The 16,198-nt window shown below is 40.5% G+C and carries 11 protein-coding genes, 1 tRNA gene and 1 CRISPR repeat array; of the genes, 6 read left to right on the forward strand and 6 right to left on the reverse strand.

From position 1 onward, the window contains the following. Positions 1-169: 169 nt before the first annotated feature. Together lexA and argF are read right to left on the reverse strand one after the other, a co-directional pair. Entirely contained in the window at positions 170-775 is a 606-nt protein-coding gene (gene lexA / locus AACU25_RS20590) for a transcriptional repressor LexA (protein WP_096578810.1), read from the reverse strand. 457 nt (positions 776-1,232) lie between these two features. Beyond that, positions 1,233-2,153: an ornithine carbamoyltransferase gene (gene argF / locus AACU25_RS20595; protein WP_096578812.1), complete on the reverse strand. Its 921-nt coding sequence runs from the start codon at positions 2,151-2,153 to the stop codon at positions 1,233-1,235. 379 nt (positions 2,154-2,532) lie between these two features. Here argF and AACU25_RS20600 point away from each other — a divergent pair. Next, a tRNA-Thr gene (locus tag AACU25_RS20600) sits at positions 2,533-2,604 on the forward strand. Positions 2,605-3,138: 534 nt separating this feature from the next. Beyond that, positions 3,139-3,678: direct repeats of the CRISPR family, unit length 37 nt; unit sequence CTTTCAACCCTCCCATTGCTGAGAGGACGGTTGCAAC. Between the two features lie 453 nt (positions 3,679-4,131). On the opposite strand, the gene cas12k is transcribed toward AACU25_RS20600, so the two are convergent. Beyond that, entirely contained in the window at positions 4,132-6,075 is a 1,944-nt protein-coding gene (cas12k, locus tag AACU25_RS20605; protein WP_096578814.1) for a type V CRISPR-associated protein Cas12k, read from the reverse strand. A gap of 81 nt (positions 6,076-6,156) precedes the next feature. Here cas12k and AACU25_RS20610 point away from each other — a divergent pair, with 81 nt between their 5' ends. Beyond that, positions 6,157-6,609 (forward strand): MerR family transcriptional regulator, encoded by a 453-nt coding sequence (locus AACU25_RS20610; RefSeq protein ID WP_190445859.1) that lies wholly within the window; start codon positions 6,157-6,159, stop codon positions 6,607-6,609. Positions 6,610-6,720: 111 nt separating this feature from the next. Here AACU25_RS20610 and AACU25_RS20615 read toward each other — a convergent pair whose 3' ends face one another. From AACU25_RS20615 to AACU25_RS20625, 3 genes are all read right to left on the reverse strand, one after another. Continuing rightward, complete coding sequence (locus AACU25_RS20615) at positions 6,721-8,586, reverse strand: GmrSD restriction endonuclease domain-containing protein (protein WP_096578818.1); 1,866 nt, start codon at positions 8,584-8,586, stop codon at positions 6,721-6,723. A gap of 127 nt (positions 8,587-8,713) precedes the next feature. After that, positions 8,714-9,028 (reverse strand): hypothetical protein, encoded by a 315-nt coding sequence (locus AACU25_RS20620; RefSeq protein ID WP_096578820.1) that lies wholly within the window; start codon positions 9,026-9,028, stop codon positions 8,714-8,716. Between the two features lie 159 nt (positions 9,029-9,187). Further along, a complete protein-coding gene (locus AACU25_RS20625) occupies positions 9,188-9,505 on the reverse strand; it encodes a hypothetical protein (RefSeq protein WP_096583908.1) in 318 nt (105 codons plus the stop codon). Between the two features lie 263 nt (positions 9,506-9,768). On the opposite strand from AACU25_RS20625, the gene hsdR reads away from it, so the two are divergent. The 4 genes from hsdR (at position 9,769) to AACU25_RS20645 (ending at position 16,084) form a co-directional block, all read left to right on the forward strand. Next, positions 9,769-12,102: an EcoAI/FtnUII family type I restriction enzme subunit R gene (gene hsdR, locus AACU25_RS20630; protein WP_096578830.1), complete on the forward strand. Its 2,334-nt coding sequence runs from the start codon at positions 9,769-9,771 to the stop codon at positions 12,100-12,102. Positions 12,103-12,554: 452 nt separating this feature from the next. Next, the gene (locus AACU25_RS20635) at positions 12,555-13,436 is read left to right on the forward strand and encodes an N-6 DNA methylase (protein WP_321206781.1); all 882 of its coding nucleotides are present in this window, start codon (positions 12,555-12,557) and stop codon (positions 13,434-13,436) included. A 209-nt stretch (positions 13,437-13,645) separates the two neighbouring features. Next, entirely contained in the window at positions 13,646-14,197 is a 552-nt protein-coding gene (locus AACU25_RS20640; protein WP_096578832.1) for a transposase, read from the forward strand. Between the two features lie 162 nt (positions 14,198-14,359). Next, a complete protein-coding gene (locus AACU25_RS20645) occupies positions 14,360-16,084 on the forward strand; it encodes a restriction endonuclease subunit S (protein ID WP_096578834.1) in 1,725 nt (574 codons plus the stop codon). The last annotated feature ends 114 nt before the right edge of the window (positions 16,085-16,198 follow it).

The raw sequence follows: 16,198 nt of genomic DNA on the forward strand, positions 1-16,198 counted from the left end.
ATTTGTCATTGGGCATTGGGCATTGGGCATTGGGCATTGGGCATTGGGCATTGGGCATTGGGCATTGGGCATGGGGTAATTGGTAATTGGTAATTGGTAATTGCTTTTCTCCCCTTGCCTCCTCATCTCCCTCATCTTCCTCATCTCCCCAATCCCCAATCCCTAACCCCTAGTTATAATCACGCCAAACGGCGATTAAAGAACCTTGCACCTGTACATTCATCGCCGGAACTTCAATTGGTTGGTATTTAGCATTTGCAGGTTTGAGAGTCACGCGATCGCCACTACGATAAAAACGCTTTAATGTAGTACCATGTCCTTCAACTCTGGCAGCAACAATGGTGCCATTTTTAAGTTGATTTGGTTCTGGTACTGGACGCAAAAATACTAAATCACCATCAGCAATTAAATCTTCAATCATGCTGTCGCCAGCTACCCGCAAAGCATAACTTTGGGGAGGTAAGGCAAAATTAGTAATATCTAAATGTTCGACAGCATCTGTGAAAGGTTCTATTAAACCTCCAGCAGCAATAGTACCTAAAATTGGTACACCTGTTGCTACAGGACGTAAAATCCGAATTGTGCGCGCTTTCCCTTCAGTCCATTCAATATACCCTTTAGTGCGTAAATGTTCTAAACGGCTTTGAATTGGTGCTGGTGACTTCAAATTCATCGCTTGCATCATTTGCCGAATTGAAGGCGAATGCTGATGCGTTCGGATGTATTCTGCCAGCCATTCATAAAGTTCTTGTTGAGCTTCGGTTAAACGTTCCATAATTTTGTTGGGAAGTAATTACAAATGTCCCTAGAACATTAGTACTACATAAAATCCCATATAAGCAAGATAAAACTAAAAAGAATATATGGCAATCCGATTTAATTTTGGAATTGATTTGTAAAGATAGCGATTCTCAATGAGTTGTGAAATTACTGGTTAAGGTAAGAAACAGGAAAAAAGCAGGTACAAATGTACTTTTGGTTTCACAAATGAAATAGAAATGCTATATAGCGAACAATAATCACAGGAAATAAAGGATGAGGTCGTTTTTTTATGACTGCTTGAGGGTGAAAAATACATTTAAACCTCATCCATGTTGAAAAATAGGTTCCTCAAAAGCAAACAGGGAAGAGTCTGAGATTTGAGCAGAAAACTCTATGCTCAAAAATTAGGGGTTAAAAGTAGACAATAACTCTTTCTCCCCCTGCTCAACCTACAAACCTCTAGCCTCTCCTTACTCTGCCCCTAAAATACTAGCCAACAAAGCTTTTTGGGCGTGCATTCGATTTTCAGCCTGATCCCAAACCCGTGATTGCGAACCTTCAATAACGGCTTCGGTAATTTCTTCACCACGATGGGCTGGTAGGCAGTGTAAAACAATGGCTTCGCGGTCAGCCAGACTTAATAACTGCTCAGAAATTTGGTAATCTTGGAAAATTGGGAAGCGATCGTCTGCTTCTGATTCTTGACCCATACTTGCCCAGACATCAGTGTAGAGAACAGCAGCCCCTTTAGCAGCAATTTCTGGATCGTTAGTCAGGAGAACTTCAGTTTGATTATTAGCGATCGCTCTTGCCTGTTCTACAATTTTATTATCTGGTTCATAGCCTTGAGGTGTCGCAATTCTGACATTCATTCCTGCCAAAGCACAACCCAACATTAAAGAGTTAGCGACATTATTGCCATCACCTACGTAGGTTAAAGTTAACCCTTGGAGGGTACCAAAGCACTCTTGAATTGTCATTAAATCGGCTAATACCTGACAAGGATGTTCTGCATCAGTTAGCGCATTAATTACAGGAATCTTGGCATAGTTAGCAAAAGTTTCCAACTCTTGTTGAGCGAACGTACGAATTGCCAACACATCCAGATATCGATCCAACACCCTAGCTGTATCCTGCACTGGTTCCCCACGACTCACTTGAGTAACATTTGGGTTGAGATCAATTACCTGTCCACCTAGTTGGTACATAGCCACAGTAAAACTCACGCGTGTGCGAGTTGAAGCTTTGGAGAACAATAATCCCAAGACTTTATTACTGTGTAGCTTTAGTTGTTTTGACTTGAGTTGAGTTGCTAATTGTAGGAGTTCCTGAAGTTCTGTAGAACTCAGATCCGCCAGACTTAATAAATCTCGTCCGTTCAACGCTGCCATGCTTGTGATCTGTAAATAATAATGATGTCTTTGTGTTCCTTTAGCCAGTCCTACCCAAAAAAGTATCGCCTTAAAACTCTACCAGATGTTTTTGTGTCTAGCCCAGGATGAAAGTTAGCTTTTGCTATGACTATTAATTTATCAACTTTATGGGTGATTAATATGCTTGATTTTTGTTAGTTGTCCTACAAATGTCACACTTGCAAACCACTCTCGAATGTGAAACCTTGGCAAAATACAGAGGTTGCATCGAATAAATTCCTCAGATTTTTCCTGTTTCTTTTAGGTTCAAAAACAATTTTAATTGTGTTTCTTGACAAATCTTTTGCTTATGCTATGATTAGAAATCGGTTAGTGCTTAAGAGCAACACCTCAGCCCGCCAGCATAGCACAGTGGTAGTGCATCCGACTTGTAATCGGAAGGTCGTCGGTTCAAATCCGACTGCTGGCTTTATGTTTATTTTACATTCGTACATTATATGTCGCGATTCGCAAATGTACAGTGACTAATTATTTGTCGTCGGTGACAAATTGTTGTCGTTGAAGACAAATTAATGTCGCTGAAACTAGATAAGCCTTTGTAGGGAAATAGTGACAAATTAATGTCATCTAATATAGAATTCATGAGTTATGTAGGCTTTACTCTATATGATATCAAGCCAGCAGTCGGATTTGCTTTCAACCCACACAAACAAGAGAATTTATTATTTTATCCTAAATACTTGGGGTTATTAAATTATTAAACGTTCTAAAGTTTTTCAAAATTGTTGCTATACCCGTTCTTTAACTTAATACGAGAAACGCTTCAATAGAAAACCACGAGCATCAGGAATAGCTTATAAAATTTTAACCGTCTAATTGCTGCAAGGATACTTGCAAGAACTGTGATTCACTTTGTGGACTTGCATATAATATATTTCAAACTTCCCAGTGTTGAGAGAAAAGTTGCAACCTAAAATTCTGCATAAACACATTTAGAAGACAGCTTTCAACTCTCCCATTGCTGAGAAGACAGTTGCAACGAGGCATTAAAAATAAATCGAGTTTTAACTGCTGCTTTCAACCCTCCCATTGCTGAGAGGACGGTTGCAACGACTATTAGCTTGGGTTTGGCGTTTTGGTCGAACTTTCAACCCTCCATTGCTGAGAGGACGGTTGCAACTTTGAAGCCTTGGAACTAGCGATCGCTTACATGAGAGCTTTCAACCCTCCCATTGCTGAGAGGACGGTTGCAACACCCTAACTAGTTTCTTACTCGCTCACCTCCTCGTTCTTTCAACCCTCCCATTGCTGAGAGGACGGTTGCAACTTATCGGTTATTCTGTACGCTACTAGTAAGAAAATGCTTTCAACCCTCCCATTGCTGAGAGGACGGTTGCAACGAGTCTCTGAATCAAAAGCCGAGAAGTAAAACTGCTTTCAACCCTCCCATTGCTGAGAGGACGGTTGCAACTCTCTATAGCATCCCTATTTGGCTCTTTTGCTGGCCTTTCAACCCTCCCATTGCTGAGAGGACGGTTGCAACTGCTGTCATCTCAAACCCTTGTCTAGAAGGGTTTTCAAACCCAGCTTGAGCTAACCTTCTCAAAAATCCTCCCAGGATGTAATTTTTCAATTATCTACAAAAGAAATTTATGACTAAATTCTTTGTAGTATAAGGTTTTCATAACTTGCGCGAACCAAGAGCGGAATTTTGACCATTCTTTAGTCCTTCAAATGAAGAATTGGGGAGGGTTCCCCCTTGGTCGGGGGTGATTGAGTAGCCACTACAGCAGTACATCCGCGCCCTTATTGCTGGGAGCGCACCTATCCTGTCAGTTGACAGCAGCATCAGGGTGAGCAGCTACCAGGGTCAGAAAGCAAGACTGTATTGCTACAGTCAAACTAACCCTCATTTAACACACTTCAGAGGCTGCAAGCAGCATGAACTGCGGCGCTATTGATTATTTTATTGTCAAGGTTCAGATATTTGTCAATGTCACCTAGCTAGGCGGCTATGGTAGGTAGAAAGTGCTAATTCTTTTGCTTTATCCTGGGGACTACCGCGAATAGGTTGTTTTCCCTCTTCAACCATGATTCCTACCTGAGCAGCTTTACTTTGAATGCTTTGAATTAATCTGCCATAGCTCCACTGATGGACATTAACTCGATACTGTTTAGCATATTTTTGCTGGATTTCTACATAGCCAGGACATTTTGCTTCGGCTATAGCTTGAATTTCGCTTTGAACAATTTCCCGCATATCTCCTAGCTTCGGCAAGACTATACTACCTGCTTTGTAGGTTTGTGCGATCGCTACAATTTCTTTAGCTAATAATCTGTCTATATGCTGCCCTAACTCAGATGTACCAAACTGATTGGAAGAGAAACTTTTTTGAGCTTTGTGGCGTTCGTGAGATAGCGATCGCTGTTGTCGTCTTTGGCGATTGAGGAGTTCGTAATTATCGCCAAGTAACTGGCGGATACTCCGATAAGTTAAAACTTTACCTGCGTTAGCGTCAGCTTTGCCGTCAGGCATCGCATCCACTACAGCGATAGTTGCAGGTTTTTCTAGCCCCAAGCTGACTCCAACCAAAATATGTGATTGACCTTGGTACAGGGGTTTACTAGGACGATCAAATGAATTATTGATGCGGGTCAGTGTTGATTCTTTACGTTTAATAAAAGCAAGCTGTGTGTCACTTAGGTCACTTTTCTCGTTCATCTTGGTGATAAATTTGGTAATCTCCTCTGCCTTCTCCTGGCGAACTTGTTCTGTTCCATCCTCTGTCCAAAGGCGATTGTCAACACAGCAATAGAGAGTTAAGTGGTGAATATTCCAAGGTTCTTCTTTACCTTTACCTTCTTGCCAAGCTAAACGACCATTTCTCAGAGTAAATAAGCCACTTGAATGCTGATTTTTGCTTTTGCGTTTAGTTTGTTGATCCTCTAAGAAGCGTTTAAACCAATGCAGTTGGCGACTATCACAATACACTTCAAAAGTTAAATCGCTTAAGCCATTAAAGTGAACGCACAACCTACCTTTTTCGTTTTTTGACCAAACTAAATCTTCATTAGTTTCAAAAATTACAGGAAAAGGGACAGAACTAGATCGGGTTAAGAGAACATCCTGCCAGCGTTTGGCTTCAGTATTATCTTCTGGAACGGTGGTTGTAGCGGTGAAGAGTGTTTCCAACCATTTAGAGTTTGTTAAATCCCGACCCTTCGGAATTCGGCTTATTAGCTTGTCTGTTAGCCTTTGAATTTGAATTTCAACCTTACGACGGCGTTGAGAAAACTTTTCGGGGTCTTCTTCTTTATTATTGAGTTTGCAGGCATTTTTTAGCAGATAGCTAATGGCACTACGACTGAGTATGTCATCAGTTTCTTGGTAAGCGTCAAATAGTTTATGAGATAAACTCCTGTCACTATTGGAAGCGGACGAATTTGAATTTTTTGATTTCTTTGTCTTTCTTGTTTTAGTTACAGAAATATTAGAGCCAGATTCTGGTGTAGTCATTGCCAAAATCTCAGCAGCTTTAGTACGAATAGCCTCTAAACTACAACCACTAATTTCTACTAATTCAGCATCGCTGTTGAGCATTTCTATCCAGCGTAATTTGCCATCTAGCTGCTGCTGTAGCCGTTTCTGTATAGCCAGCCAAGATTTGTAGATGTAATCAACAACATGAATTGCTGATAGATAAAAACGGCTGGGTTGACCTGTAAAACTAGGGTGAGTTTTCAGGGGTTGGCAAAGTTGGTAAACAACTGTGGACGGTAGTTTGCCATTTTTTCGCCATTTCTCAAAATCTGGATGTTTACTAAGCTGCTGAAGCAGTTGGTTAATTAGAGGTGTATTTGATTCTGCCATCAACTTCCAGAGTTGCTGGCGGGTAGATTCACTGGCAATTAGGCGACATTGAATAGTGATTTGGCTCATAAAAATAAAATATCATAAAAACACATAATGTTATACAAAATACTAATGTGTTTTAGAAGATGCTTCTATAGGATGTTTCTTATGGAAGGAAAGTTCTACACCAGCACAGAAGCATCAGAAATTACTCATTGCTCTCGCCGTCAGTTGCAGTATTGGCGAGAGAAAGGAGTTATAGTACCTACGGTTAACAGTAGTGGTAAAGGTCGTAATGTTTACTACTCTAAAGCTGACTTACTGGCATTAACAGTAATGGAGCAGTTGTTGTCCATTGGTTTAAATTTTGAGGTTTGCCATGCAGCATTGGTAACACTGCGCGAACAGGAACCTTGGCTATTTGATGAGTCTGTTCCCGAAGAAAAGATGAAGCGGCTCATGTTATTACCCACGCGATCGCCTGAACAACCTTTGCAATTAGCAGAGTTTGACAAGCAAGTGGCGCTAGAAGCACTTTGTCACGGACAAACTGTGATTCCTTTTTGGAGCGATCGCATTCATCAACTATTAAGGGACAATCTTAAAAGCTTTAGTAGCTAGTTTGGCTTTAGATACTAAGTTATGTGTTTGCCACATAGCATAATGCTAGAGTTATGTTTGCTGCCACACACTTCTCTATTGAGTAAAGTCGGCGATTCTGATGCTGATGGGTTAATAGTTCGTGAGAATTTCGGGATGAAGCTTATACTCTTTGCTATTCCCGTTATGCTGCTCTCCAGCAAAATCCTGAAACGATTCAAAACTTAAAGTTTTACCCATCGCCTTTCCAATTAGCGTTAGCAAATTATGTGCCCGTGTCTGGAAAAATGCTTCAAAGTCATCTCGCCGCAAAGTTGTTGGAGAGATACCGTGAGAGCGCAACATTTCGTCCAATCTTCTTGGTGCTGTCCCAGAAAGTTCAAACTCTTGTAAATAACTGGAAGGAGCCTTACTACCAATTTTTTTGTTCGTTTTGGCACTTAGAGGTGTGCGATTAATCAAGCAGTTATACTTTTTGGAGTCTATTTTTTGCTTGCGACACCATGCCATTGGGAAGATATGATGCGAATCTATCTGTTCTTCAAAATAAATTACATCATTGATTTCCTCACCAGTACTCCAATCAATTGCACCTTCACGTCTTAATAAAGCCGCCAAACCCTGATACACTGCACCGTAACGCTTCCTAATGCTCAGTAATCTGTCAAAAGAAAAATTAGCTTGCATGATAGTAAAAGGAAGCGCACCACCAGCTAACCAGTCTGGGACTTCTACGATGTCTCTCCCTACCCGTGTCTCGTGCCAGCGCGTATAAACTTCACCAAAAATTCCGCACCATAACCACCGTTCGAGCATAGAACGTATATGGGAAGAACGGGAACGCTCTCCAAGAACCGTAAAAATTGCGCTGAGGACAACTAATTGAATGGGGTAAGCCAAATCATCTGCATCAAAGATTTTTTGACTGTAAAGAAAGCGAGCAGACTCTTCAAAACCTCTGGTAATTGGGTCAGCCCACTTTTGATATTCTTCCTTAGTCAGCTTTAATACTTCAGTGCGATCGCAAGCAACACCTGGTAATTTATCGGTATTCCCACCTTTTTTAATAGCTTCCATCCTTTTGGCGTAACCAGCCATCAACGTCACGGCTTGGACAAAATCGGTGCTTCGGAGCTTACGCAATACTTTTAAGGATTGAAAGCGATTTTCGCGCTGCTTCCAGTCATCTCTCAAACTGAAGTCAGCAGTACAATAGCTAGAACTCATCAAGTCAAAGTAGTTGAGGTCACAGCCAGAAGTGTTTGTATCTTCAAAGACTTGGCAAACTGCTTCTTTTGGTAAGGAGTCACGCAGTTGGATTACAGGAATTTGATAATGCTCAAATTTCTTGAGAACTTCTACTTCTAAGTTGTCAATCAGTTCGAGTTTTTGAGGATCGTACTGCCAATACTTAGAAAACTTACTCCGCCATTCAGAAAAAAAGAAAACTTTGGATAGCGGAAACAATAGTGCCTGATATTCCTTTTCAGGAGTAGAGCAGTCAATCAATGCACCAGTATAGGTGCGCGCAATTTTTGATTCAGGTAAGGCAATAATTGCACTATAGCGATCTCCTGAGGGATCGAGACATTTTTGGATATCCAGGTAGTACAACTTTTTGACGGTTTTCTGGCTTTTTTGGTCTTTGATGATGACTGGTTGTTGAGACAGTAGCACCATAAATGCAGTTGTCAAGCGTTGCTGTCCATCGAGAATCAATAAGTTTGGCGGCTGATTTTCTGGTGTTAATACCCCATCAACGAGCCGAGGTTTAAATTGTCGCTGTTGGTTGCCTTGCTGAAGCATCATGACTGCGCCAATTGGGTAAGCCAAAGATATGCTGGCAATCAGACGACGCACATGAGTATCATCCCAAACCCAATCTCGCTGAAAATCTGGCAGTTGGATACGTCCAGTTTTAATGTCTTTCATGACATCAAGGAGAAAATACTTGGTGATGTCAAAGGTAGAGATGGAGTTCATTTGATGTTCTGTCATTTTTGCCATCAAGAAAGATGCGGGTGTTCATAACAGTGGGTACGCTTTCCTGTCAGCCTAAGATTACCCTTAAAGTCAAAACAAGGGGTTTTTAGGGCAATTGATCGTGAGTCGCGATCGCTTTTGTTTATTCTTGAGGAAAGTTTGGAGGTAAAGTCACAATACCTTTTGCCACAAGTTGTCTAAATTGGTTGATTAGATCTGCTTGCCGTAATATGCGGGTAACGTATTTAGGTCTTCGGCGAAAGTCTGTCCCCCAGTCTTTAACAGTTTTTGGGCTAGTACCTGTAACTTGGGCGATCGCATTAATGCAGGCTTTGCGATAATTGCGGCCTGGTTCCTGACTTACCCAACGGTGACAATAATCCGTCGGTTCCAGGGGCAACTGACGGAGTATATCAATTCGATGGTTATTCTGATGGGAGGTTCTCCCAGTCTGCATCTTTGGTCTTGGTGAGTCTGATTAAGCCAGCAGAGGTTGGGAGTAGTAGGAAATGCTAGTGAGCTAACCTGTTACTCTCATCAAGCCTGTGCTTGCTGAACTCAAGTTAGAAAATATCTGCTCATAGTACAAGTATTTTACTCACGAATCACGACTAAATTATTTTTGTGGATAATCAGGAGGTAAGACTATTTTTCTAATTTGGTTAAGCATATCTGCCATGCGTAGTATATGGACTACATAGTTAGGTCGCCTCTCAAAGTTTTGTCCCCAATTCCCTATAGTCCTTTCACTTAGCCCAGTTGCTTCAGCTAGGGCAGCAATACAAGCTTTTCTATATCCCCGCTCATCCGAGGACATTTCAACCCATCGTTGGCAGTATTCCAAAGGCTCCAAAGGCTTCTCACTGAGCGCATCGATTCTATATTGAGTTGTCTGGGGATTGCTGTCTATTGCCCGGTTTATTCTTAACTGCACAATCACTCACGATTCGTGACTATCTTATAGATATTATGAGTCACGATGTGTGTAGAAAGCAGTGTAATGCCTGCGGCGGGCTACGCCAACGCATTCATCAACTATTAAGGGACAATCTCAAAAGCTTTAGTAGCTAGTTTGATTTTTAATAATAGGTTTTCTAGTTCCTAGATAGCAAAATACTAGACTCATACTTAACAGCAAACAGGAATTAAGTCTAGAATTATACTACGCATCCTCTAAACCGAAAGCCGAACTTCTTTATGTCAGAAGCAATTGACAAGAAATCTTTGAGTGAACGTGATATTTGTACGAAGTACATTACACCTGCTTTGACTAGTCGGGGATGGGATATCAACACTCAGATTCGAGAGGAAGTGACGCTGACAAAGGGTAGGGTGATTGTGAGGGGTAAGCTGGCTAGTCGAGGTGAGCAGAAACGCGCTGATTATGTCCTTTATCACAAGCCAGGTGTACCACTGGCGGTAATTGAGGCTAAAGATAATAATCACGGCGTTAGCGCGGGAATGCAACAGGCGATCGCCACTGGTGAATTAATTGATGTACCATTCATCTTTAGCTCGAATGGCGACGCTTTTATGATGTGCGATCGCACGATTAGCGAAGGACAGCGAGAACGGGAAATTCCCCTTCATCAGTTTCCGACACCGCAGGAACTTTGGCAAAAATACTGTGATTGGAAGGGGATTGACTCGGACATTCAGCCGATTGTGGCTCAAGATTATTACCCCAGTCCTGATAAAAAACAGCCACGCTATTATCAACAGATTGCCATTAACCGAACAATTGAAGCGATCGCTAAAGGACAAAACCGCATTTTGTTAGTGATGGCGACGGGTACAGGTAAGACTTTTACAGCTTTTCAAATTATTTGGCGGTTGTGGAAGTCGGGGGCGAAAAAGCGTATCCTGTTTTTGGCAGATCGGAATATTTTGGTTGATCAAACTAGAGTCAATGACTTTAAACCCTTTGGCGCAAGAATGACCAAAATTCAGAAGCGACAGATAGATACATCTTACGAAATTTATCTATGTTTGTATCAGGCAGTAACGGGAAATGAAGAAGCGAAAAATATTTATCGGCAGTTTTCGCCAGGTTTTTTTGACTTAATTATTATAGATGAATGCCATAGAGGAAGCGCGGCTGAGGATTCGGCATGGCGAGAGATTTTGGAATATTTTAGAAATGCTACACAGATTGGCTTGACAGCTACTCCCAGGGAAACCGAAGAAGTTTCTAACAGCTTTTATTTTGGTGAGTCACTTTTTACCTATTCGCTCAAACAAGGGATTGAAGATGGCTTTTTAGCTCCCTATAAAGTGATTCGCATTGATTTTGATACAGATTTGAGTGGATGGAAACCGAAGCCAGGACAAAGAGATAAATATGGTAAGGAAATTCCCGACCAAGTATTTAATCAGCGAGATTTTGATAGAACTTTGGTTTTAGAGAAGCGTACTGAATTAGTGGCGCGGATTATTTCTGATTATCTTAAATCAAGCGATCGCTTTGCTAAAACTATCGTTTTTTGTGAGACGACTGACCACGCAGAACGGATGCGGGTAGCATTGGTGAATGAAAATACTGATTTGGTGGCGGAGAATAACCGCTACGTTATGCGAATTACTGGGGATGATGCTCAAGGTAAGGCAGAATTAGATAATTTCATCGACCCGGAAAGTAAATATCCCACAATTGTTACTACTTCTGAGTTACTGACGACTGGCGTTGATGCTAAAACTTGCAAGTTGATTGTTTTAGATCAGCGCATTCTGTCCATGACTAAATTTAAGCAAATTGTTGGTCGTGGAACTCGCATTGATGAAGACTACGGCAAAATGTTCTTCACTATTATCGATTTTAAGAAAGCGACTCAGTTATTTGCCGATCCTGATTTTGATGGTGAACCTGTACAAATTTACAAGCCTAAACCCAACGATCCAATTAATCCGCCTGATCATGGGGATGATGGGCAAATCATAGATGATGGTGAACTTAGCCGCAAGCAGAAGCGAGAAAAGTATGTAATTGCAGATGAAGAGGTGGCGGTTGCTTTTATTCGGGAGCAATACCACGGCAAGGACGGTAAGCTGATTACAGAATCGATTAAGGACTATACTCGCAAAACAGTTAGTCAGGAGTACGCCTCATTAGATGCGTTCTTGAAGAAATGGCACTCTAGCGAGCAGAAGCAGGCTATTATCCAAGAGTTACAAGAACTGGGTGTGCCTTTGGAAGGGTTAGAAAAAGAGATTGGTAAGGATTTTGACCCTTTAGATTTGATTTGTCATGTTGTCTTTGATCAACCGCCACTAACTCGCAAAGAAAGGGCGAACAATGTCCGCAAGCGTAATTACTTTAGCAAGTATGGCGAACAAACCAGAACGGTTCTCAATGCTTTGTTGGATAAGTATGCTGATGAGGGGATTGAAGATATTGAAAGTTTAGATGTTTTGAAAGTTAAACCTATCAGCGATTTAGGGACTCCGTTAGAGATAATTAAAATTTTTGGTGGTAAGCAAGCTTATTTACAAGCTTTGTCGGTTCTGAAGTCAGAACTATATCGAGTATCTTGACTTGTGGGAATAAGATATGATGTCTCTTCTAGTAGTCTATCGCATTCATTTTGTTCTTTTGCTAGATCCCCGACTTCTTAAAGAAGTCGGGGATCTGATCACCACGAAAAAACGAACCGCGTTCGCGTTGGCGTTCGCGTAGCGTCTCCGTTAGGAGAAGCGTCTCGCAGAAAAGACACGAAGTACACAAAGGAAGAGAAAAGAAGAAGAAACTTACCCCACATAATTAATGAATAGTGGCTATTGACTTGAGAATAGTGGCTATTGGCTAGAGAATAGTGGCTATTGGCTAGAGAATAGTGGCTATTGGCTAGAGAATAGTGGCTATTGACTTGAGAATAGTGGCTATTGACTTGAGAATAGTGGCTATTGGCTAGAGAATAGTACGGGCGGGTTTACAAATATCTTCGCTTTTATAACCCGAATCTCGGTGAACCCGCCCCTACAGACTTTTGACTTTTGATTGTGGTACAGGTGGATTTTTAACAGCAGCAATTGATTACATTCGCCAACATTTTCAAAGTGCTGATGTTCCAGAAATTCTGCAACGGACGATTCGCGGAACTGAGAAAAAGCCGTTACCTTATAACCTTTGTGTAACGAATTTGGTATTACATGGTATTGATGTGCCAGAAGCAGAACATGATAACACTTTGGCACGACCATTGCGTGATTACAGTCCGCAAGAACGGGTGGATGTAATTATTACAAATCCGCCTTTTGGTGGGATGGAAGAAGATGGAATAGAAGATAATTTTCCCGCTACCTTCCGCACCAGAGAAACCGCAGATTTATTTCTGGTGCTGATTGCTCATTTACTCAAAGAAGGCGGTAGAGGAGCAATAGTTTTACCAGATGGTACGCTATTTGGGGAAGGTGTGAAGACGCGGATTAAAGAAAAACTGCTGCAAGATTGCAATCTACATACAATTGTGCGCTTACCAAATGGCGTATTTAATCCCTACACAGGTATTAAAACTAATCTGCTATTTTTCACTAAAGGGGAACCAACAGAAAAGATTTGGTATTATGAACACCCTTACCCAGCAGGGTATAAGTCATACTCGAAAACTAAGCCGATTCGCTTTGAGGAATTCGCACCGGAGCAAGAATGGTGGGATAACCGCGAGGAAAATGAATTTGCTTGGCAGGTTTCAATTGCAGATTTAAAAGCGAATAATTACAACCTAGATATTAAAAATCCTCACAAGGTTGATGTAGAACACGCTGATTTAGATGAGATGTTAGCAGAGCATCAAAAACTCATGGCTGAGTTGGGTGATGTGCGGAGTAAGTTGAAATTTGAATTAATGGAAGCGTTGGAAGATAAGTAGGGGCGGGTTTACAGATATCCTCAATTATCAACGATGATCTTCGTAAACCCGCCCCTACATCCGCAATTAATCACGATGACGATTATGATTAATTACCAACGAATATTCGGGTAGGGTCGGGTTCACAGATATGCTCAATTATCAACGATGATCTTGGTAAACCCGCCCCTACGTCCGCGATTTATAATGATGAATAAATAATATAAATTATGAAATATAATCCAGATAAACATCATCGTAGATCAATTCGGTTACAGAGTTATGATTATACACAGGTAGGGATGTATTTTATAACCATTTGTATTTGGCAACGTGAATGTTTATTAGGAAATGTTGTAGGAACAGATTCACCAATATCATCAAATAACAAAGATGATATCAATCAAACTGCCACTACATATATCGAATTAAGTCGTTATGGTCAAGTCGTTCAATATAACTGGAATATTCTACCTAATAAATTTAGTAATGTGCAGTTAGATGAATTTATAATTATGCCTAATCATATACATGGGATAATTCAATTAACCACATCAGGAGAGGAAGCATTATCAGAAATAATACGTAATTTCAAAACATCTTCTGCTCGTCGTATTAATCAATTGAGAAACTCAAAAGGTATACCTGTTTGGCAACGTAACTATTACGAGCATATTATACGTAATGACGAAGCATTACAGAAAATTCGTGAATATATATTTAATAATCCTTTATCTTGGCAACAGGATCAATTACATCCAAATAATCCATCTAAATGGTAACGGATGTATTCTATCTGCTGTAGGGGCGGGTTTACCCAAATCATCGTCATTAATTGAGGATATCTTTGAACCCGCCCCTACTGTGAACCCGCCCCTACTGCTAGAAATGCGTGATGATGGGTTCATGCTAGACAGTCAATTACAAATTGTGAATCTATTTAAATGAAAGTAGATACGTTTTTTCAGAATTTTGAATTATTAACTGATGCGCCAAATGCAATTGACAAGTTACGGAAAATAATTTTGCAATTGGCTGTAATGGGTAAGCTTACGCCTCAAAATCCAAATGATGAACTTGCTTCAATCTTGTTGAAAATAATTAAGACGCAGAAAGAACAGTTAATTAAAGATAAAAAAATACCCAAAGATAAGCCACTTCCTCTGGTTGTAGATTCTGAATTACCTTATGAAGTTCCTGAACGTTGGCAATGGGTGAGATTAGGTGAATTAGCCAAAGTCATAGAATATGGCACTTCTGAAAAGTCATCAGAATTAGGTGGAGATATTCCCGTGTTTCGTATGAATAATATACGTGATGGGAAACTTTTGTTTGATAACTTAAAGTATTTGTCAGCAAAAATAAAAGATTTACCAAGATTATTTCTACAAAAAAATGACTTATTATTTAATCGAACAAATAGCTATGAATTAGTAGGAAAAACCGGAGTATTTAAAGGTGACAGTAATCAATATACGTTTGCCTCTTATCTAATAAGAATTTCCCTTCTATCAGAGTATATAAGCCCAGATTTCGTTAATTTGGCACTTAATTCAACTTATTTTAGACAGACTCAGATTGAGCCTGAGATTACACAACAGTGTGGACAGGCTAACTTTAATGGAACTAAGCTCAAGAATACATTAATACCTCTTCCACCACTGGCAGAACAAAAACGGATTGTAGAGAAGTGCGATCGCCTGCTTTCCATCTGCGACGAAATCGAAAAACGGCAGCAGCAAAAGCAAGAGAGTATTGTGAGGATGAATGAGAGTGCGATCGCTCAACTCCTCTCCTCCCAAAATCCCGACGAATTCCGCCAACACTGGCAACGCATTTGCAATAATTTTGACTTATTCTACAGCATTCCTGAAACAATTCCTAAACTGCGCCAGGCGATTTTGCAATTAGCTGTGCAGGGTAAACTTGTAAGGCAAGATTCAAATGATGAACCTGCATCAAAATTAGTAAAGAGAATCAGAACTAAAAAAGATATTTTAATTAAAGAAAAGAAAATTAAAAAATCTAGCCTACTACCTTCAGTAGAACTTGAAGAAATACCTTATAGTATACCGGATAATTGGGTATGGGTTCGGCTTGATGATATTAGTGATATAGGAACTGGTAGCACTCCATTAACCTCAAACCGCGAATATTATATTGATGGTAATATTCCTTGGATAACCAGTACAGCAACCTCCCAAGAATTTATTAATTCAGCAGATATTTTTATTACTGAATCTGCTGTTGCTGACTATCGTCTGAGAATTTATCAACCTGGAGCATTAATCGTTGCATTATATGGGCAAGGCAAAACTCGTGGGCAAATTTCTCAACTGCGAATAGCAGCCACTATTAATCAAGCTTGTGCTGCTATTGTTTTCTTTGAAGCAGCTGAAGACTTACAAGTTTACGTTAAAAGAGTTTTTGAGAAAAAATACGATGAACTGCGAGAATTATCTGCCGGAGGCGCTCAACCCAATTTGAACGTAGGGAAAATTAAAGAAACGCTTATCCCTTTACCCCCTCTCGCCGAACAAAAACGTATTGTTGCCAAAGTTGATCGCCTGATGTCTCTCTGCGATACCCTAGAAGCCAAATTGAAACAAGGGCGAGATAGCAGCGAGAAACTGATGGAAGTCGCAGCCAAGCAAGTTTTAACAGCCTGATAAATTCCTAGCGTTTCGCATTCAATCAGCTTGCAGGCGATCGCCGAATACCGTTAACTCAAATTGTAGAGAATTGCGATCGTACTCTCCCTACTTTTGAAAACCCATCAAGAT

This window comes from Tolypothrix tenuis PCC 7101, from assembly GCF_963874875.1.
GTDB classification, from domain to species: Bacteria; Cyanobacteriota; Cyanobacteriia; order Cyanobacteriales; family Nostocaceae; genus Aulosira; species Aulosira tenue.

Bases quoted from the DNA above. Each gene is read 5' to 3' on its own strand.
- hsdR (WP_096578830.1), top strand. From the start codon at position 9,769: ATGTCAGAAGCAATTGACAAGAAATCTTTGAGTGAACGTGATATTTGT.
- AACU25_RS20640 (WP_096578832.1), top strand. From the start codon at position 13,646: ATGAAATATAATCCAGATAAACATCATCGTAGATCAATTCGGTTACAG.
- argF (WP_096578812.1), bottom strand. From the start codon at position 2,153: ATGGCAGCGTTGAACGGACGAGATTTATTAAGTCTGGCGGATCTGAGT.
- AACU25_RS20610 (WP_190445859.1), top strand. From the start codon at position 6,157: ATGGAAGGAAAGTTCTACACCAGCACAGAAGCATCAGAAATTACTCAT.
- lexA (WP_096578810.1), bottom strand. From the start codon at position 775: ATGGAACGTTTAACCGAAGCTCAACAAGAACTTTATGAATGGCTGGCA.
- cas12k (WP_096578814.1), bottom strand. From the start codon at position 6,075: ATGAGCCAAATCACTATTCAATGTCGCCTAATTGCCAGTGAATCTACC.
- AACU25_RS20620 (WP_096578820.1), bottom strand. From the start codon at position 9,028: ATGCAGACTGGGAGAACCTCCCATCAGAATAACCATCGAATTGATATA.
- AACU25_RS20615 (WP_096578818.1), bottom strand. From the start codon at position 8,586: ATGACAGAACATCAAATGAACTCCATCTCTACCTTTGACATCACCAAG.
- AACU25_RS20645 (WP_096578834.1), top strand. From the start codon at position 14,360: ATGAAAGTAGATACGTTTTTTCAGAATTTTGAATTATTAACTGATGCG.